The sequence below is a fragment of the Polaribacter sp. Z022 genome (assembly GCF_023555495.1).
Taxonomy (GTDB): domain Bacteria; phylum Bacteroidota; class Bacteroidia; order Flavobacteriales; family Flavobacteriaceae; genus Polaribacter.
This window is the reverse complement of the sequence record NZ_JALCZO010000003.1, coordinates 385192-405151: the sequence shown is the minus strand read 5'-3', so window position 1 is coordinate 405151 and position 19960 is coordinate 385192. Positions and strand designations below refer to the sequence as shown.

Annotated in this window: 18 protein-coding genes, 1 tRNA gene and 1 riboswitch; of the genes, 18 read left to right on the top strand and 1 reads right to left on the bottom strand. The window is 29.6% G+C overall.

The window, feature by feature from the left end; genetic code table 11:
- Nucleotides 1-9 precede the first annotated feature (9 nt).
- From cobA to MPF13_RS08675, 14 genes are all read left to right on the top strand, one after another.
- Nucleotides 10-783 (top strand): uroporphyrinogen-III C-methyltransferase, encoded by a 774-nt coding sequence (gene cobA / locus MPF13_RS08740; RefSeq protein ID WP_249982105.1) that lies wholly within the window; start codon nucleotides 10-12, stop codon nucleotides 781-783.
- Nucleotides 784-1365, top strand: coding sequence for a precorrin-2 dehydrogenase/sirohydrochlorin ferrochelatase family protein (locus tag MPF13_RS08735; RefSeq protein WP_249982102.1), 582 nt, complete (start codon nucleotides 784-786; stop codon nucleotides 1363-1365).
- Nucleotides 1366-1447: 82 nt separating this feature from the next.
- The gene (locus MPF13_RS08730; protein WP_249982101.1) at nucleotides 1448-2503 is read left to right on the top strand and encodes an NAD(P)/FAD-dependent oxidoreductase; all 1056 of its coding nucleotides are present in this window, start codon (nucleotides 1448-1450) and stop codon (nucleotides 2501-2503) included.
- A gap of 232 nt (nucleotides 2504-2735) precedes the next feature.
- Nucleotides 2736-3065, top strand: coding sequence for a 2Fe-2S iron-sulfur cluster-binding protein (locus MPF13_RS08725; protein WP_249982099.1), 330 nt, complete (start codon nucleotides 2736-2738; stop codon nucleotides 3063-3065).
- A 1-nt stretch (nucleotide 3066) separates the two neighbouring features.
- Nucleotides 3067-3825, top strand: a complete 759-nt coding sequence (gene epsC, locus MPF13_RS08720; protein ID WP_249982097.1) for a serine O-acetyltransferase EpsC — start codon at nucleotides 3067-3069, stop codon at nucleotides 3823-3825.
- A gap of 7 nt (nucleotides 3826-3832) precedes the next feature.
- Nucleotides 3833-4720: a cysteine synthase CysM gene (cysM, locus tag MPF13_RS08715; protein WP_249982095.1), complete on the top strand. Its 888-nt coding sequence runs from the start codon at nucleotides 3833-3835 to the stop codon at nucleotides 4718-4720.
- A 58-nt stretch (nucleotides 4721-4778) separates the two neighbouring features.
- A riboswitch (SAM riboswitch) is annotated at nucleotides 4779-4884 on the top strand.
- 49 nt (nucleotides 4885-4933) lie between these two features.
- Nucleotides 4934-5953, top strand: coding sequence for a homocysteine S-methyltransferase family protein (locus MPF13_RS08710; protein WP_249982093.1), 1020 nt, complete (start codon nucleotides 4934-4936; stop codon nucleotides 5951-5953).
- Between the two features lie 15 nt (nucleotides 5954-5968).
- On the top strand, nucleotides 5969-8644 hold the full coding sequence (metH, locus tag MPF13_RS08705; RefSeq protein ID WP_249982091.1) for a methionine synthase: 2676 nt from the start codon (nucleotides 5969-5971) through the stop codon (nucleotides 8642-8644).
- 3 nt (nucleotides 8645-8647) lie between these two features.
- Nucleotides 8648-8884 (top strand): hypothetical protein, encoded by a 237-nt coding sequence (locus tag MPF13_RS08700; protein ID WP_249982089.1) that lies wholly within the window; start codon nucleotides 8648-8650, stop codon nucleotides 8882-8884.
- 139 nt (nucleotides 8885-9023) lie between these two features.
- The gene (gene metF, locus MPF13_RS08695) at nucleotides 9024-9980 is read left to right on the top strand and encodes a methylenetetrahydrofolate reductase [NAD(P)H] (RefSeq protein WP_249982087.1); all 957 of its coding nucleotides are present in this window, start codon (nucleotides 9024-9026) and stop codon (nucleotides 9978-9980) included.
- A gap of 122 nt (nucleotides 9981-10102) precedes the next feature.
- On the top strand, nucleotides 10103-10420 hold the full coding sequence (trxA, locus tag MPF13_RS08690; protein ID WP_215993585.1) for a thioredoxin: 318 nt from the start codon (nucleotides 10103-10105) through the stop codon (nucleotides 10418-10420).
- A gap of 79 nt (nucleotides 10421-10499) precedes the next feature.
- Nucleotides 10500-13055, top strand: coding sequence for a M1 family metallopeptidase (locus tag MPF13_RS08685; protein ID WP_249982086.1), 2556 nt, complete (start codon nucleotides 10500-10502; stop codon nucleotides 13053-13055).
- A 4-nt stretch (nucleotides 13056-13059) separates the two neighbouring features.
- On the top strand, nucleotides 13060-13980 hold the full coding sequence (locus tag MPF13_RS08680) for a DUF58 domain-containing protein (RefSeq protein ID WP_249982084.1): 921 nt from the start codon (nucleotides 13060-13062) through the stop codon (nucleotides 13978-13980).
- Nucleotides 13981-14044: 64 nt separating this feature from the next.
- Nucleotides 14045-14118 (top strand) — tRNA-Asp (locus tag MPF13_RS08675).
- A gap of 117 nt (nucleotides 14119-14235) precedes the next feature.
- On the opposite strand, the gene MPF13_RS08670 is transcribed toward MPF13_RS08675, so the two are convergent.
- Entirely contained in the window at nucleotides 14236-14847 is a 612-nt protein-coding gene (locus MPF13_RS08670) for a Crp/Fnr family transcriptional regulator (RefSeq protein WP_349666027.1), read from the bottom strand.
- Nucleotides 14848-15024: 177 nt separating this feature from the next.
- On the opposite strand from MPF13_RS08670, the gene MPF13_RS08665 reads away from it, so the two are divergent.
- The 4 genes from MPF13_RS08665 (at nucleotide 15025) to hemN (ending at nucleotide 19888) form a co-directional block, all read left to right on the top strand.
- Nucleotides 15025-17400, top strand: coding sequence for a heavy metal translocating P-type ATPase (locus MPF13_RS08665; RefSeq protein ID WP_249982080.1), 2376 nt, complete (start codon nucleotides 15025-15027; stop codon nucleotides 17398-17400).
- A 4-nt stretch (nucleotides 17401-17404) separates the two neighbouring features.
- Nucleotides 17405-17737: a cupin domain-containing protein gene (locus tag MPF13_RS08660; RefSeq protein WP_249982078.1), complete on the top strand. Its 333-nt coding sequence runs from the start codon at nucleotides 17405-17407 to the stop codon at nucleotides 17735-17737.
- Between the two features lie 80 nt (nucleotides 17738-17817).
- Nucleotides 17818-18516 carry a purine-nucleoside phosphorylase gene (gene deoD, locus MPF13_RS08655; protein WP_249982076.1) on the top strand — a complete coding sequence of 233 codons (699 nt, stop codon included), beginning with the start codon at nucleotides 17818-17820 and terminating at the stop codon, nucleotides 18514-18516.
- A gap of 7 nt (nucleotides 18517-18523) precedes the next feature.
- Nucleotides 18524-19888, top strand: coding sequence for an oxygen-independent coproporphyrinogen III oxidase (gene hemN, locus MPF13_RS08650; protein ID WP_249982074.1), 1365 nt, complete (start codon nucleotides 18524-18526; stop codon nucleotides 19886-19888).
- The last annotated feature ends 72 nt before the right edge of the window (nucleotides 19889-19960 follow it).

Genomic DNA, 19960 nt, shown 5'->3' with positions numbered 1-19960 from the left:
CAATAAAAAATGAGTTTAAAAACACCAAAGTTAACAGTTGTTGGAGCTGGACCTGGAGATGTAGATTTAATCACGGTAAAAGCCATTAAGGTTTTAAGAGCTGCAGATGTGGTTTTGTTTGATGCTTTGGTAAATGAAGAATTGTTAGATTATATAAACCCAGATGCCGAACAAATTTTTGTAGGAAAACGAAGAGGTTGTTATAAATATCAACAAGAGCAAATAAACGAGTTAATTGTAGAAAGAGCAAAATCTAAAGGACATGTAGTTCGTTTAAAAGGTGGAGATCCTTTTATTTTTGGTAGAGGTGCAGAAGAAATGGAGTTTGCAGCAAATAACGGATTAGAAACAGCAGTTGTTCCTGGTATTTCATCATCATTAGCTGTTGCAGCTTATCAAAATATTCCATTAACAAAACGTGGTAGTGCAGAAAGTTTTTGGGTAATTACAGGTACAACAAAAGAGCATAAAATATCTAATGATATTGAATTGGCTGCAAAATCTAATGCAACTGTGGTTGTTTTAATGGGTATGAGTAAGTTGCCACAAATTGTAAAATTATTTCAAGCAGAAGGAAAAAATAATTTGCCAGTTGCAATTATTCAAAGAGGAACAACACCAAGAGAAAAAGTTGGTATTGGAACTGTTGATACTATAGAGAGTATTGTTGCAGAAAAAGATTTAAAAAACCCTGCAATTATTGTTTTAGGTGAAGTTGTAAAACATCGTCAAGCAATTCTAGATATACAAAATCAATTTGCAAATAGATTAAAAGATAAATAAATGGAGCAAAACGAATTATATCCTATTTTTTTAAAAACTAAACAATTAGAAATACTAATTGTTGGAGGAGGATTTGTTGCGCTAGAAAAATTATCTTTTTTATTAAAATCCAGTCCTAATTCTAAAGTAACAATGGTTGCTCCTTTTTTTAGAGACGAAACTTTAGAAAAAGTAAAAGGTTTTAATGTTCAATTAGTTCATGATGAATATAAAAATATTCATTTAAAAAATAAAGATATTGTAATTGCAACAACAGACAATGTTGAAGTAAATATACAAGTTTACAAAGATTGTAAAGAAAGAAATGTATTGGTAAATGTTGCTGATAATCCACCATATTGCGATTTTTATATGGGAGGTATTGTTACCAAAGGAAATGTAAAAATAGCCATTTCTACAAACGGTAAATCACCAACAACTGCCAAAAGATTACGTCAATTTTTCGAAGAAGTAATTCCGAATAATATAGACGATTTAGTAAAGAATTTAAATAAATATAGAGAAACCCTTAAAGGAGATTTTGAGGACAAAGTTGAAAAACTAAACGAGTTTACAAAAAGTTTAGTAGAAAATAAAAAATAGAAGTATAACTGTCATTTCGAGTGTTTTTTGAAGAATGAAAAAAATGTATCGAGAAATCTCAAATTGACAAATTTTAAATAAAATGATTACAACAGATATACTAATTATTGGAGCAGGACCAACAGGTTTATTCACAGTTTTTGAAGCTGGTTTATTAAAATTAAAATGCCATTTAATTGATGCATTGCCACAACCTGGTGGACAATGTTCAGAAATTTATCCAAAGAAACCAATTTATGATATTCCTGCATATCCAGAAATTTTAGCAGGAGATTTAACGCATAAATTAATGGAACAAATAAAACAATTTGAACCAGGTTTTACTTTAGGAGAAAGAGCAGATACTATAGACAAGCAAGGTGATGGTACGTTTATTGTAACAACAAATAAAGGAACAAAGCATCATGCTAAAGTTGTTGCAATTGCTGGTGGTTTAGGGTCTTTTGAACCAAGAAAACCATTAATTCCAAATATTGCAGATTTTGAAGATAAAGGTGTAGAGTATATAATTAAAGAACCAGAATTATACAGAGATAAAAAAGTAGTAATTTCTGGAGGAGGAGACTCTGCTTTAGATTGGGCAATTTTCTTATCAGATGTAGCTTCAGAAGTAACTTTAATTCATAGAAGAAATGAGTTTAGAGGAGCTTTAGATTCTGTAGAAAAAGCACAAGAATTAAAGAATTTAGGGAAAATTAATATCATAACTCCTGCAGAAGTAAAAGGTATAATAGGTACAGATAAAGTTACTGGTGTTGCTGTAGAGAAAAAAGGCGAAGACGCTTTTATAATAGATACAGATCACTTTATTCCTTTATTTGGTTTATCACCTAAATTAGGTCCAATTGCAAATTGGGGATTAGAAATAGAAAAAAATGCCATTAAAGTAAACAACGCTTTAGATTATCAAACAAATGTTCCAGGAATTTATGCAATTGGAGATGTAAATACATATCCAGGAAAATTAAAGTTAATTCTTTGTGGTTTCCACGAAGCTACTTTAATGTGTCAAAGTGCCTATAAAAGAATCTTTCCAGACAAGAAATATGTAATGAAATATACAACTGTTGGAGGTGTAGAAGGCTTTGATGGAACTAAAAAAGAAGCACCAAAAGCAGTAGTAAAGGCAATTCAGTAGTTTTTTAAGAAGCTATTTCCAGCTTTCAGCACTCGTTTTTTTGCTCCAAAAAGCAAAAAGAGCTCAAACAAATGCTTCAATCTGGGCTAAACTTGTCTGAAACTAATAGCTATTGCAATCAATTGCGAATTTAAACCTTAAAGGCTTTCTTGTTTATTTAAGAACAATCTAAGTGTAAATTTGTTAGGTTTGTATAAATTTGCAGACAGTATAAATAAAGAAAAATAGATAGATGCAAGACATCAATATTAAAATAACAGACAGAAATGGTGAAACACATGAAGTGGTAGCACCAACAGACATGGCAATGAATTTGATGGAAGTTGTTCGTTCTTACGAATTAGCAGAAGAAGGAACCATTGGTATTTGTGGTGGAATGGCTATGTGTGCTTCTTGTCAATGTTACGTTAAATCAGAACACGAATTACCAGAAATGTCAGATGATGAAGATGCTATGTTAGCAGAAGCATTTAATGTAGAAGATAATAGTAGATTAGGTTGTCAAATTCAAATGACACCTGAAATGGATGGGTTAGAAGTAGAATTAGCACCAGAAGTATAAAATGAAAGAAGTTGAACAAATTGTAACGTTAAAAAACTATAGCATGTGTTTAAGAGATGCAGTAAGTAGTTTTACTAGACAATTAATAAATAATTTGTTTGATGAAACCCATTTAAAACAAAGTGGGGCAAAAACAAAACTCGATTTTTTAAAAATTCTTGATAGATTATCAATTAAGAATGGAGAAGAATTATGGAGTGAGTTCGAAAGCTCTCATCTTTATATAAGACAAAGATTAGATTTAGATGCTTTGGCAGCAGAAAAAAATGATCCTGCAGCTAAAAGTTTAGAAGAAATATATTTAGCATATCCAGGTTTTTATGCTATTGCTGTTCATCGTTTAAGTCATCAATTGTTAAAACAAGAAATACCTGTATTACCAAGAATGATGAGTGAATTTGCTCATGGTGTAACAGGTACAGATATTCATCCAGGAGCAGAAATAGGAGATTCATTTTTTATAGATCATGCAACTGGTATTGTAATTGGAGAAACTACAGTTATTAAAAGTGATGTTCAAATTTTTCAAGGAGTTACTTTAGGAGGAATTCAAGTTAAAAAGAGTTTAGCATCAACAAAAAGACATCCAACCATAGAAAAAGGGGTTGTTATTTATGCAAATGCAACTATTTTAGGAGGAGATGTAGTAATAGGAGAAAAATCAGTTATTGGAGCCAATGTTTGTATAACAGAATCTATTCCTAAAAACTCTGTAGTTACAGTACAATCAGAAAATAATATTTTTCAAAAAAGAAATTAAAAAATATATGAAAACTAAAAGTATCATTGATTTTGTAGGAAATACACCACTTGTTGAAGCAAAAAATATTTTCAATAAAGAGGGTGTAACTTTATTATTAAAACTAGAAGGGAACAATCCTGGAGGAAGTGTTAAAGATAGAGCAGCCTATTATATGATTTCTGAAGCAATTAAAAGAAAAAATATAAGAAAAGGAGATACTTTAGTAGAAGCAACAAGTGGAAACACAGGTATTGCTTTAGCACTTATGGCAAAAGTTTTAGGTGTAAATATGGTAATTACAATGCCAGAAAACTCTACCATAGAAAGAGTAAAAACAATGCGTGCTTATGGTGCAGAAGTTATTTTAACACCTGCAGAAAATGGTATGGAAGGAGCTATTGATCATGCATTAAAATTAAAATATAAAAAAGGATATTTTCGTTTAAATCAGTTTGATAATTTCGACAACCCAAAAGCACATTATAATACTACTGGTCCAGAAATTTGGAAAGATACAGAAGGACAAGTAACTCATTTTGTTTCTGCCATGGGTACAACTGGAACTATAACAGGAGTTTCAGATTATTTAAAAGAACAAAACCAAGACATTACCATTATTGGAGCGCAACCTAAAGATGGTGCTAAGATACCTGGAATAAGAAAATGGCCAGAAGAATATTTACCTGCTATTTTTAAGCCAAAAAAAATTGACCAAGTTTTAGAAGTAAGTGAAGAAGAAGCAAGAGAAATGACAATAAGATTATCTAAAGAAGAAGGTATTTTTGCAGGTATGAGCAGTGGAGGTGCAGTTGCAACTGCTTTAAAGGTTGCCAATTCTATAGATAAAGGTGTTGTTGTAGCTATTATTTGCGATAGAGGAGACCGTTATTTATCATCAGATATCTACCAATAAATTATAAAAACAAAAAAAAAGTTCGTTAATTTGCAGCGAACTAGTTCATTATTTAATATTGTTATCAAGAAAGGTTGAGGGATTAGACCCAAGGAAACCTTGGCAACCCTTTACTTATAAAGAAGGTGCTAATTTCTACTGGAAGAAAAACAGAGAGATAACCGAAAGATTATTCACCCTTTTTCCTGATAACAAAAAAATTAATTTTCAGGAATGTCAAATATTTACAAAGCTTTAAAAGAAAGAATTTTAGTCTTAGATGGTGCTATGGGTACTATGCTACAAGCTTATAAATTCACAGAAGAAGATTTTAGAGGAGAACGCTTTAAAGACTATCCAACACCATTACAAGGTAACAACGATTTATTGTCAATAACACAGCCAGAAGCTATTAAAACCATTCATGGAAAATACTTTGAAGCTGGTGCAGATATTGTAGAAACCAATACTTTTTCTGGTACTACAATTGCAATGGCAGATTACCAAATGGAAGATTTAGTGTACGAGCTAAATTACCAATCTGCTAAAATTGCTAAAGAAGTTGCAGATGAATTTACTGCAAAAGAACCACATAAACCACGTTTTGTAGCAGGTTCTATAGGTCCAACAAATAGAACAGCAAGTATGTCTCCAGATGTAAACGACCCTGGTTATAGAGCTGTTACTTTTGATGAGTTAAGAATAGCATACAAGCAACAAATAGAAGCGTTAGTTGATGGAGGTGTAGATTTATTGCTAGTAGAAACAGTATTTGATACTTTAAATGCTAAAGCTGCCTTATTTGCAATTGAAGAAGTTAAACAAGAAAGAAATATTGAAATTCCAACAATGTTAAGTGGTACAATTACAGATGCTTCTGGTAGAACATTATCAGGGCAAACAGCTGAAGCATTTTTAATTTCTGTTTCACATATTCCTCTTTTATCTGTTGGATTTAATTGTGCTTTAGGAGCCAATTTATTACAACCTCATTTAGAAGCTATTGCAAATAAAACAGATTTTGCTATATCTGCACATCCAAATGCAGGTTTACCAAATGCTTTTGGTGAGTATGATGAAACTCCTGAAGAAATGGGAGAACAGATTGAAGAATATTTAAAGAAAAACTTAATCAATATTATAGGTGGATGTTGTGGAACATCACCAGCTCACATTAGTGTTATAGCTAATATTGCTGCTAAATATAAACCAAGACAAGCTGTCACCTTGAGCGCAGTAGAAAGGTCTCATTAAAATGATAGAAAGAAGATGAAGATAAAACAAACAAAATACATGAAATTGTCTGGTTTAGAGCCCTTAATTCTAAACGAAAATAGCAATTTTATAAATGTTGGAGAACGAACAAATGTTGCTGGTTCTCGTAAGTTTTTACGATTAATTAAAGAAGAAAAATTTGATGAAGCTTTAGATATTGCACGTCATCAAGTAGATGGTGGTGCACAAATTGTAGATATAAATATGGACGATGGTCTTCTTGATGGAAAAGAAGCAATGGTTCGTTTTTTAAACTTAATAGCTGCAGAACCAGATATTTGTAGAGTGCCAATGATGATTGATAGCTCTAAATGGGAAATTATTGAAGCAGGTTTACAAGTTGTGCAAGGTAAATGTGTTGTAAATTCAATATCTTTAAAAGAAGGAGAAGAGAAGTTTATAAGAGAAGCCCAATTAATAAAAAGATATGGAGCTGCTGTTATTGTAATGGCTTTTGATGAAGTAGGGCAAGCAGATAATTACGAACGTAGAATTGAAATTGCACAACGTTCTTATGATGTTTTAGTTAACAAAGTAGGTTTCCCATCAGAAGATATTATTTTCGATTTAAATATTTTTCCTGTAGCTACAGGAATGGAAGAACATAGAAAAAATGCTATAGATTTTATTGAAGCTACAAGATGGGTTAGAGAAAACCTAGAAAATGTTTCAGTTAGTGGAGGTGTAAGTAATGTATCTTTTTCTTTTAGAGGAAACAATACTGTACGTGAAGCAATGCACTCTGTATTTTTATATTATGCTATTCAAGCAGGTATGAATATGGGAATTGTAAATCCTGCAATGTTAGAGGTTTATGATGATATTCCTAAAGATTTATTAGAACACATAGAAGATGTTATTCTTGATAGAAGAGATGATGCAACTGAACGTTTATTAGACTTTGCAGAAACTGTAAAAGGAACTAAAAAAGAAAAAACGGTAGATTTATCTTGGAGGGAAAATCCTTTACAAGACAGAATTACACATGCTTTGGTTAAAGGAATTGATGCTTTTATTATTGAAGATGTAGAAGAAGCTAGACAAGAAGCAACTGCCCCAATAGAAGTTATTGAAGGAAATTTAATGGCGGGTATGAATGTAGTTGGAGATTTATTTGGTGCTGGTAAAATGTTCTTGCCACAGGTTGTAAAATCTGCAAGGGTAATGAAAAAAGCAGTGGCTTATTTAAATCCGTTTATAGAAGCAGAAAAAGGAGAAGAACAAAAAGCATTAGGTAAAATTTTAATGGCAACTGTAAAAGGTGATGTACATGATATTGGTAAAAATATAGTGTCTGTTGTTTTAGGTTGTAATAATTATGAAATTGTAGATTTAGGTGTAATGGTTCCACCTGAAAAAATTATTGAAGCTGCCAAAAAAGAAAATGTAGATGCTATTGGTTTAAGTGGTTTAATAACACCTTCTTTAGATGAAATGGTGTATTTAGCCAAAGAAATGGAAAATCAAAATTTTGATGTTCCATTATTAATTGGTGGCGCAACAACTTCTAAAGCACATACAGCAGTTAAAATTGATACACAATATAAAAATGCTGTAGTTCATGTAAACGATGCTTCTAGAGCTGTAACAGTTGTTGGTGATTTGTTAAATGAAAAAACATCACATGAATATGTTGCTAAATTAAAGAAAGATTATGATGAATTTAGAACTAAGTTTTTAAAACGTGGTAAAGAAAAATCATATATTTCTATTGATGAAGCTCGTAAACGTAAATATAAAATTGATTGGAAAACTTCTGAAATTGTAAAACCTAATGAAATAGGAATTCAGACGTTAGAACAATTAAGTTTAAAAGAATTAGTACCGTTTATAGATTGGAGTCCGTTTTTTAGAAGTTGGGATTTGCATGGTAAATTTCCAGCAATTTTAACAGACAAAGTTGTTGGTGAACAAGCAACTACAATGTATGAAGAAGCACAAGTAATGATTGAAGAAATTATTGCAAAACAATTGTTGAAACCTAAAGCAATCTTTGGTTTGTTTGAAGCTAATACAATTAATGAAGATGACATTTCTATTCAGAAAAAAGGAAAAGAAGTAGCTGTTTTTAGAACTTTACGTCAACAATTAAAGAAAAGAGAAGGTATTCCTAATATTGCATTATCAGATTTTGTAGCTCCTAAAGAAACAGGGAAAACAGATTATATGGGTGCTTTTTGTGTGGGTATTTTTGGAGCTCAAGAATTAGCAGATAGTTATAAAGCCAAAGAAGACGATTACAATGCAATTATGGCACAAGCTATTGCAGATCGTTTTGCAGAAGCTTTTGCAGAGTATTTACATAAGCAAATTAGAACTAAACATTGGGGTTATGCTTCAGATGAGGTTTTAACAAACGACGATTTAATTAAAGAAAGTTATAAAGGAATTCGTCCTGCTCCAGGTTATCCTGCATGTCCAGATCATTTAGAAAAAGAAACTATTTGGGATTTATTAGATGTAGAAAATCAAATAGGAGTTAAGCTTACAGAAAGTTTAGCAATGTGGCCAGCTGCTGCAGTTTCTGGATATTATTTTGCCAATAAAGAAGCCAAATATTTTGGTTTGGGTAAAATTACAGATGATCAAATTACTGATTATTCTATACGTAAAGGCATAACAAAAGAAAAGGCAAGAAAATGGTTGCATCCTAATATTGCAGATCAATAAAATATGGAGTTTATAGAATTACATTTAGGAAGTTATATTATTTCTCATGGTTATGGAAAAAGTAACAATGAGATAATAACGCATGTTCCTGCAAAGAATTTTGGTAAAAAATTAATAGCAGTTTCTAGAATTAAATCTTTAAGTGAAAAATATATTCTGACAGATTATGCAGATGGAAGATGGATTTATTGGGAATATAAAGAAGATTACGAAGATGTAAAAAAGCTACTAAGTAGGTAGCGTTAGCGATTGCAGTGACATCCTTTTTGGGTGTCAGTTCGAGTAAATTTGTGAAGAATGAACAAATTTGTATCGAGAACAAACCTAAAAAGATAAAACGAAAAGCGCGACCTGAAAGGAAACGCCCAAGAAATATAAAATGAAAGTAACAGATCATATTAAAAACGCAAACGGAAAAACTTTATTTTCTTTTGAAGTAATTCCGCCCAAGAAAGGGAAAAACATTCAAGATTTATACAATAATATAGATCCGTTAATGGAATTCAATCCACCTTTTATAGATGTAACAACATCTAGAGAAGAGTATGTTTATTTAGATAAAGGAAATGGTTTGTTAGATAAACGAATTACCAGAATGCGTCCAGGAACTGTTGGTATTTGTGCTTCTATAATGCATAAATATCAGGTAGATGCAATTCCGCATTTATTGTGTGGTGGTTTTACCAAAGAAGAAACAGAATACGTTTTGGTAGATTGTCATTATTTAGGATTAGACAATGTAATGGCTTTACGTGGAGATTCTATGAAAGACGAACCTTATTTTAAGCCTGTTAAAGGAGGAAATGCATTTGCAAGTGATTTGGTATCGCAAATTTCTGATTTAAATAGAGGGAAATATTTACATGATGATGTGCAAGTAGAACATTATTCTGACTTTTGTGTGGGTGTTGCAGGATATCCAGAAAAACATATGGAAGCTCCATCTTTAGTATCTGATTTAAGACGTTTAAAAGAAAAAGTAGATGCTGGTGCAGATTATGTGGTAACTCAAATGTTTTTTGACAATAATAAATATTTCGAGTTTGTAAAAGCAGCCAGAGAAATTGGTATTAATGTGCCTATTATTCCAGGTATTAAGCCTTTAGCAGTAAAAAGACATTTACAAATTTTGCCTCAAGTTTTTAAAATTGATTTGCCTCAAGATTTAATAGATGCTGTAGATAGTTGTAAAGATAATAAAGCCGTAAGACAAGTTGGTGTAGAGTTTGCAATACAACAATCTAAAGAGTTATTAGCTGCAGGAGTACCAGTTTTACATTATTATTCTATGGGTAAAAGTGATAACGTTCAGGCAATTGCATCTGAGTTGTTTTAGCATAAGAATAAAGAGTGTTTATAGATAAATAGTAAAAAGTAATTTTTTTGAATTAAAGAAAGTAAATAAATTGATTACTTTTGTATATCAAAATTAGAATAACAATTTAAAATATAAATAAAATGGCATTAGAAATTACAGATGCAAACTTTGACGAGGTAGTATTAAAATCTGACAAACCAGTATTAGTAGATTTTTGGGCAGCATGGTGTGGACCTTGTAGAATGGTTGGACCTATTGTTGATGAAATTCATGCAGAATACGAAGGTAAAGCTGTTGTAGGTAAAGTAGATGTAGATGCTAACCAAGAATTTGCAGCTAAATATGGTGTAAGAAACATACCAACTGTTTTAATATTTAAAAACGGAGAAGTTGTAGATAAGCAAGTAGGAGTTGCTCCTAAAAATGTTTACACAGGTAAAATAGATGCTGCTATATAAGTAGTGTTTACATTATAAATAAGATAAAGGTTTGGCTAACGTCAAACCTTTTTTTATTTTTAGAATCTAAATTTTGTTTATGAAAAATTACTCATTACTTATAGCTTGTTTTTTTATTTTAATTTCTTGTAAAAAAGAACAATCATTAAAATTAGAAAAAGGAATTTCATATGAATTGGCAAAATATAGAAAGCAACAAATTGCAGATGTAGTTTATAATTTACATTTTAAAATACCTCTACAAAAATCTGAACCAATTCCTTCTAAATTAAAAGTAAGTTTTACAGTAAATGATTTAGAAAACGATGTTTATTTAGATTTTAATGAAGAGGCAAGTAAATTGAAATCGGTAAAAATAAATGCAGAAAAATCTATTGTAAATCATCAAAAAGAACATGTAATTATAGATAAAACAAAGTTGGTTTTAGGTAGTAATACAGTTGAAATTTTATTTGATGCAGGAGAAAAATCATTAAATAGAAATGATGAGTTTTTATATACGTTATTAGTACCAGACAGAGCAAGTACATTATTTCCTTGTTTTGATCAACCTGATATTAAGGCTAATTATAATTTAAAAATAACTGTGCCTAAAGATTGGAAAGTACTAACAGGTGCTTTTGAAGATAATAGTTTTGAAACAAATGATTTTATAGAATATACTTTTGAGCCTTCAGATTTAATGAGCACATATTTGTTTTCTTTTGTAGCTGGTAAGTTTACAGAAAAAAACATGAATCCTGGTGCTTTTAACATGCGTTTTTTATTTAGAGAAAATAATAAAGAAAAAATAGAGGCAAGTGTAGATGAAGTTTTTAAAATTCATCAAAATTCTATTGATTTTTTAGAAGAATATACTGAGGTAGATTTTCCATTTGCTAAAATGGATTTTGCAGCATTACCTCCATTTCAATATGGAGGAATGGAGCATGTAGGCGCAATTCAATATAGACAATCTTCGTTGTTTTTAGATGAAAAAGCAACACAAAATAGAAAGTTAGGTAGAGCAAAATTAATTGCTCATGAAACTTCACACATGTGGTTTGGAGATTTAGTTACTATGAAATGGTTTAATGATGTTTGGATGAAAGAAGTGTTTGCCAATTTTATGGCAGATAAAATAATGAATCCAGTTTTTCCAGAGTTAAATCATGATTTAAATTTTATGATGACTCATTATCCAAGTGCTTATTCAGAAGACAGAACAAAAGGGACAAATGCAATTCGTCAAAATTTAGACAATTTAAAAAACGCAGGTTCTTTATATGGAAGAATTATTTACAATAAAGCACCTATTATGATGCGTCAATTAGAATATTTATTAGGCGAAGATTTTTTTAAAGAAGGTGTGCAAGAATATATACAAGCCTATGAGAATTCTAATGCAGATTGGAATGAATTGGTTTCTATTTTAGATAAAAAATCTCCAGAAGATATTATTGCTTGGAGTGATGTTTGGGTAAATTCTTCTGGAAGACCAATTTTTTATGAGGAGATAGAATACAATGAAAAAGGAAATGTAACAAAGTTTGTTTTACACCAAAAAGCAGAAAATGGTTCAGATAAAATTTGGACACAATCTTTTAAAATTAAGTTGATTGATAAAAGAGGTTATGAAAAAACTATTAACCTTAAAAATATGGGAAAATCTTTTGATATTTCTGATGCAGTAAAAGATTTTAAACCAGGTCAAATTTTATACAATTCAAACGGATTTGGTTATGGGGTTTTTCCTGTAAATAAAAAGGAAATAATAACTTATAAAGACATTAAAGATGAAGTTTCTAGAGCATATCAGTTTATAAATTTATATGAAAACATGCTTATTGGAAATGTTTCTCCTTTAGAAACATATAATGTTATGTTTGAAGCTATTTTACAAGAAAAAAATGAATTAATAGTAAACTATTTATCAGGAAGACTTCAAAATATTTTTTGGACTTTTTTAAATTCTGAAACTCAAGAAAAATTACAAGATAAAATTAATAGAGAATTAATTAATTTATTAGAGCAAGATTTACCTTCTAATATAAAAAGAACATTATTTAGATTGTACCAATCTGTAGCAATTTCTCAAAAAGGTAAAGAGAATTTATATTTAATTTGGAATAATGAGAAGGAAATTAATAATTTATATTTAAATGAAAACGATTTTTCTTCACTAGCTATGAAATTGGCAATTTTAAAGCATTCTAATACTCCTGAAATTTTAGAAAAGCAATTAACAAGAATTTCAAATCCAGATAGATTAGAGCGTTTTAAATGGTTATTACCATCTTTGTCTTCTAAAGAAAGTATAAGAGATGATTTTATGAAATCGCTCTTAAAAAAAGAAAACAGAGAAAAAGAATCTTGGGTACAAGCAGCTTTAAACAATATACATCATCCATTAAGGCATAAAACTTCAACTAAACATTTAAAATCTATTTTAAACAAACTAGAAGAAGTACAACTAACTGGAGATATTTTCTTTCCTAAAGGATGGTTAGCAAGTTCAATTGGTAATTATTCTTCAAAAGAAGCCAATGTAATTTTAAATCAATTTTTAGAAAACAATCCAAACTATAGTCCAATTTTATTAAAGAAGTTGTTACAAACTACAGATAATTTATCTAGAGCTCAAAAAATTAAATAACTATATGAATTTATCCGAAGTTAAATCCTCAGAAATCAAAAACCTAGATATACTTGCAAAACAAGTGGTAGAAGGTTTTATAACAGGTATGCACAAAAGCCCATTTCATGGTTTTTCTGTTGAGTTTTCTGAACATAAATTATACAACAAAGGAGAAAGTACACGTCATATAGATTGGAAATTATTTGCAAAAACAGAAAAATTATATACAAAAAAGTACGAAGAAGAAACCAATTTAAGATGTCATATCATAATTGATAATTCTGCATCAATGCATTATCCTATTGTAAAAAAACAAACAATTAATACTTTAAGTAAAGTAGGATACTCTGCAATTGCAGCTGCAGCATTAATGGAAATTTTAAAAAGACAAAGAGATGCTGTAGGTTTAAGTATTTATTCTGATACTTATGAGTATTATGCACCAGAAAAAGGAAGTGAACGTCATAGAAGTATGTTGTTACATCAATTAGAGCAATTGTTGGTTTCTACTTCTAAAGCACAAACCGAAACTTATAAATATTTACATGAAATAGCAGAAAAGGTACATAGACGATCATTAATTTTTTTGTTTACAGATATGTTTCAGGCAACAAAAGAAGAACAAGCTCTTTTTGAAGCTTTAAGGCATTTAAAATTTAACAAACATGAAGTAGTTTTATTTCATACATATGATGGTGAAACAGAATTCAATTTTAATTTTGATAATTCACCAAAAAATTTTGTTGACTTAGAAACAGGAAAAGAAATAAATGTTTACACAGAAAATATACAAGAAAAATACCAGGAATTGATAAGTAATTATTTTAATGAATTGAAAAATAAATGTTTACAATATAAAATAGATTATGTTCCTATAGATATTCGAAATGGGTATAATGAGGTGTTAACTTCATATTTAATAAGTAGAAAAAAAAATATGTAAATTTTTTCATTTTTTGTTTGCAAGTATTAAAATAGATGTTATATTTGCAACCGCTAAGAGCAACGGTCTGGTAGTTCAGCTGGTTAGAATACCTGCCTGTCACGCAGGGGGTCGCGGGTTCGAGTCCCGTCCAGACCGCAAAAAGCACTTCATTTATGAAGTGCTTTTTTTATGTTTAGTATTTACAGCTTAAATAAATTACAAAAAAAAGGTTCATTTAAAAATGAACCTTTTTTGTTTATGTTAAAGCTATAATTAAAAACCTTGAGCTATTTTGTCTAATTCATTACTATCTAGTATAGAAATATCTTTCCCTTTAAATTCAATAATTTTTTTCTTTTTCAGATCAGACAATAATCTAATTGCAGATTCTGTTGCAGTTCCAATTATATTAGCAATATCTTCTCTAGATAAGTGTACATCAATAGTGTTTTCTGCGTTTGTTCCAAATTTACTATGTAAATTTAATAACGTTTCAGCTAAACGTTGTTTAACTGTTTTTTGAGCCATATCTACAATAACATTATCAGCCTGTTTTAAGGTTTGAGCCATGTCTTTAAGAACGCTCATAGAAAAAGTAGGGTTTTTAGATAAGTCTTTTAGAATTTCTTCTTTGGGAATAAAACATACTTGCATATCATTTAAAGCAACAGCTTTTAGATTTGATGCTTCATCAGAAATTAAACTTCTTTCTCCTAATAAATCACCTTTAGTAACCAAACTAATAATTTGATTACGTCCGTTTTCGCTCATTTTAGAAACTTTGCAAATACCATCTTTAATACAAAAGACACCTTTTAGGCGCTCTCCTTCTTCAAAAAGAGCTTCTCCTTTCTTAATGGTTTTAGAAGTTTTACAATTAGACATCCTCACTAATTCCTCTCTGCTTAAGTGTTTTAGGGAATTAAATTGACGAATTATACATTGCTCACATTTACTCATAATACCATAAATATTGGAACTCAAAGATATTAAAAATGTGATAAATATCATATTTTAAAGTGTGATTCTTAATGTAAATTTGCTACAGGCAAAAGAGTAAATATGAAATCTACACAATGTTATCACTGTGGTGATTTTTGTGATGATAATTTAATAGAATTTGATACTAAAAATTTCTGTTGTAATGGTTGTAAAACTGTATATGAAATTTTTTCACAAAACGATTTAACTTGTTATTACGATTTTCAGGACAATCCTGGAGCAATCCCAAATGAAATTCAAGGAAAATTCGATTTTTTGGATAACAAGGAGATTGTAGGGAAATTATTGGATTTTAATGACGGTAATACACAGATTGTAACCCTATATATTCCTCATATACATTGTAGTTCTTGTATTTGGATTTTAGAAAACTTACATAAATTAAATCCTAAGGTTTCTTCTTCTCAAGTAGATTTTCCAAAGAAAAAAGTAAGAATTACTTACAATTCAGATTTAACATCTTTAAAAGAAATAGTGCTTTTAATGAGTTCTATTGGTTATGAACCTTATATAAGTTTAGAAGATTATGAGGGGGGTAAAAAAAGTGTGGATAGAAGTTTAATTTATAAACTTGGAATTGCAGGATTTGCTTTTGGAAATGTAATGTTTCTTTCTTTTCCAGAATATTTTCAAGTAGATGGTTTTTGGATAGAAAATTACAAAGGTATTTTTAGATGGTTAATGTTTTGCTTCTCTTTACCTGTTGTTTTTTATGCAGGAAGAGATTATTTTATATCGGCTTATAAAGGTTTACGTTCTAAATTATTAAATATAGATGTTCCTATAGCATTAGGTATTTCAGTTTTATTTATTAGAAGTTCTGTAGAAATAATTTTCGACTTAGGAACCGGTTTTTTTGATAGCTTAACAGGTTTGGTTTTCTTTTTGTTGTTAGGAAAGTTTTTTCAACAAAAAACATATGATTTTTTATCGTTTGAAAGAGATTATAAATCTTATTTCCCTATAGCTGTTACCAGAATTACAGGTGGAAATAAAGAAGAGAATGTACAGATTTATGAGGTAGAAAAAGGTGATAGATTATTGATAAGAAATCAAGAATTAATACCTGTAGATGGTATACTAATTAATGGAAATGCAGCTATAGATTATAGTTTTGTAACTGGTGAGGCAGAACCAGTGTCTAAAAAATCTGGAGATAAACTTTTTGCTGGAGGAAAACAACTTTCTGGAGTTTTGGAAATGGAAGTTTTGGCATCTGTATCACAAAGCTACTTAACTCAATTGTGGAGTAATGATGTGTTTAAAAAAGACAAGAAATCGCCATTTAAAACGATAACAGATAAGATTAGTAAAAACTTTACTATTGTAGTGTTGTTAATTGCTTTTGTGGCAACTTTTTATTGGTTATTTTTTGATGTTAGTATTGCTTTAAATGTTTTTACTTCTGTATTAATTATTGCATGTCCATGTGCAATTGCGTTGGCAGCTCCTTTTACTTTAGGTAATATGTTGCGCATTTTTGGAAAACAAAAATTCTATTTAAAAAATGCAACTGTTGTAGAGCAATTAGCTGAAATTGATACATTAATATTTGATAAAACAGGTACATTAACTACTCATAAAGAAAGTACTATTACTTATGATGGAGTAGCATTAAATCAATTAGAAAAAAGCATTTTAAAAAGTTCTTTAAGAGCATCAAACCACCCATTAAGTAGAACGTTGTATAATACTTTTAATGAAGTAGAAACAGTTGTTGTTTCTGATTTTGTTGAAGTTGTAGGTAAGGGAATAGAAGTTGAATATAAAGATGTAAAATTAAAGTTAGGATCTTCTAATTATGTAATTAATAATACAGATAAATCTACCCTAGATACTTCTGTTTATGTTAGTATTAATGGTGTTTATAAAGGTAAATTTACTTTTAAAAACTCATACAGAGAAGGAGTAAAAAAGATGTTTAATTCACTTAAAAAGGACTATAGTTTATCTGTTGTTTCTGGAGATAATGAAGGTGAAAAAGAATATTTACAACAAAAATTACCAGAAGAAACTCATTTGTTATTCAATCAAAAACCAGAAGATAAATTAGAGGTTGTTGCTAATTTACAGAAAGAAAACAAAAAAGTATGTATGATTGGAGATGGTTTAAATGACGCAGGTGCTTTGGCTCAAAGCAATGTTGGAATCGCTTTGTCAGAAAATATAAATGTGTTTTCTCCAGCATGTGATGGAATTTTAGATGCTTCAAAATTTAATAAAATTGAAGCTTATATTGGCGCTTCAAAGAAAGCAATACAAATTATAAAATACTGTTTTATACTTTCTTTATGTTATAATGTAGTAGGCTTGTATTTTGCGGTTACTGGGCAATTAATGCCAGTTATTGCAGCAATTTTAATGCCTTTAAGCTCTATAAGTATTGTAGTGTTTACTTCAATTTCAACCAATTTATTAGGAAATAAAATTAAATAAAATTATGAATGTTACCTCTTTTTTAGAAAATATTGAGTATAAAGATAATAAGCCAGCAGTTTCTATATTAATGGAAACTGATTTTTCAAAAGAAATAAGAATTGTTTTTAAAAAAGGACAAGTAATGAAAGATCATAAAGCTCCTTTTACAATTATTGTTCAGGTTATAAAAGGTAGTATAGATTTTGGTGTTAAAGAAGAATTGTTGTTACTTAATGAAGGAGATTTAATATCTTTAGAAGCTAACGTTTTGCATAATCTTAAAGCTAAAGAAGAGAGTGTAGTTAGATTAACTTTATCTAAGTTAGATTCAGTAAAAAGAGTTGAGAGTGTTTAATATATCACTTAAAAAAAATATATATTAAAAGAAGAAATAAGAATGTTTTGAAACATAAGTTTCAGTAAAAAGAAATAATTATGAGTGTACATATCGAAGCAAAAAAAGGAGAAATAGCAGAAACAGTTTTACTTCCAGGAGATCCTATGAGGGCAAAATGGATTGCAGATACTTTTTTAGAAAATGTTGTTTTGTATAATGATGTTAGAGGAATGTTAGGTTTTACAGGTACCTATAAAGGAAAGAAAATTTCTGTACAAGGAACAGGTATGGGAATCCCTTCAACATTAATTTATGCTACAGAATTAATTACAGAATATGGAGTAAAAAATCTTATTAGAGTTGGGTCTGCAGGTTCTTATCAAAAAGATGTAAAAATCAGAGATATTGTTTTAGCAATGGCAGCTTCTACAAATTCTGGTTTAAACACAATTCGTTTTAATGGAGCAGATTTTGCACCAACAGCTAGTTTTAAATTATTGCAAAAAGCTATAGAAGTAGCAAAAGAAAAAAATATTCCAATAAAAGCTGGTGGAATTTTAAGTTCTGATGAGTTTTATGCTGATGAGTTTGAAAGTTATCAAAAATGGGCAGATTATGGTGTGCTATGTGTAGAAATGGAAACATCTGGTTTGTATACAGTAGCAGCAAAACACAATGTAAATGCACTTGCTATATTAACAATTTCTGATAGTTTGGTTACTAAAGAAAGAACAACAGCAGATGAAAGAGAACAAACTTTTAAAGAAATGATTGAAATTGCTTTAGAACTAGCTTAATAGAAAAATGACAACATCTTTAGTACAAAAATATAATATTCCAGGACCAAGATATACAAGTTATCCAACTGTTCCTTATTGGAATAAAGAAGGAATTCAGAAACAAGATTGGATACAATCTTTTCAAACTTCCTTTAAAGAAAGTAATTCATCTGAAGGAATTAGTATTTACATTCATTTACCATTTTGCGAAAGTTTATGTACGTTTTGTGCTTGTCATAAACATATTACCAAAAGGCATGAAGTAGAAGAAGAATATATAGAAACCGTTTTAAAAGAATGGAAACTATATGTAGACTTAATAGATGAAACTCCGATAATTAAAGAATTACATTTAGGAGGAGGAACACCAACGTTTTTTTCAAAAGAAAACTTAGAGTATTTAATGGATGGTATTTTTTCGTTATCAAATAAACATCTAGAAGCAGAATTTAGTTTTGAAGGTCATCCTAATAACACAACAAAAGAACAATTACAAACATTGTTTAATTGTGGTTTTACAAGAGTAAGTTTTGGAGTACAAGATTATAATGAAAAAGTACAAGAAGCTATTCATAGAATTCAACCTTTTGAAGCTGTAGAACAGGTAACAAATTGGTCTAGAGAAATTGGGTATACATCTGTTAGTCACGATTTAATTTTTGGCTTACCATTTCAAACAAAAGAAAATGTAATTCATACAATTAATAAAACAAAAGAGTTACAACCAGACAGAATTTCGTTTTACAGTTATGCACATGTACCTTGGGTAAAAGGTGTTGGTCAAAGAGGTTTTAATGAAAACGATTTGCCAAAAAATGATGAAAAAAGAGAGCTTTACGAAATAGGTAAACAACTTTTTGCAGAATTAGGATATGTAGAAATTGGTATGGATCATTTTGCATTAAAAACCGATAGTTTATTTCAGGCAACTATTCATAAAACCTTGCATAGAAATTTTATGGGTTATACTGCAAATAAAACTCAATTAATGGTTGGTTTAGGGATGTCTGCAATTTCAGATTCATGGTATGCTTTTGCACAAAATGTAAAAACAGTAAAAGAATACCAGAAAATTGTTAATGAAGGAGAAATTCCAATTTTTAGAGGGCATTTATTATCAGAAGAAGATAGAGTTATTAGAAAACATATTTTAAACATCATGTGTCACTTTTCTACTTCTTGGGAAAATGAATCTATGAAAATAGATAATATAGAAATGCATTTGTCTTTATTAAAAGAAATGGAAGCAGATGGTTTAATTAAAATAAGCAAAAACTCTTTAATAGTGCCAGAAAAAGCAAGACCTTATGTAAGAAACATTTGTATGGCTTTTGATGTTCATTTATTAAAAAATAAACCCAAAACACAATTGTTTTCTATGACAATTTAAAAAAGTGAGTTTCTAAAAACATGATAAATGTCATATTTTAAGAAACTGACCAATAGTATTTTTGAGAAATTA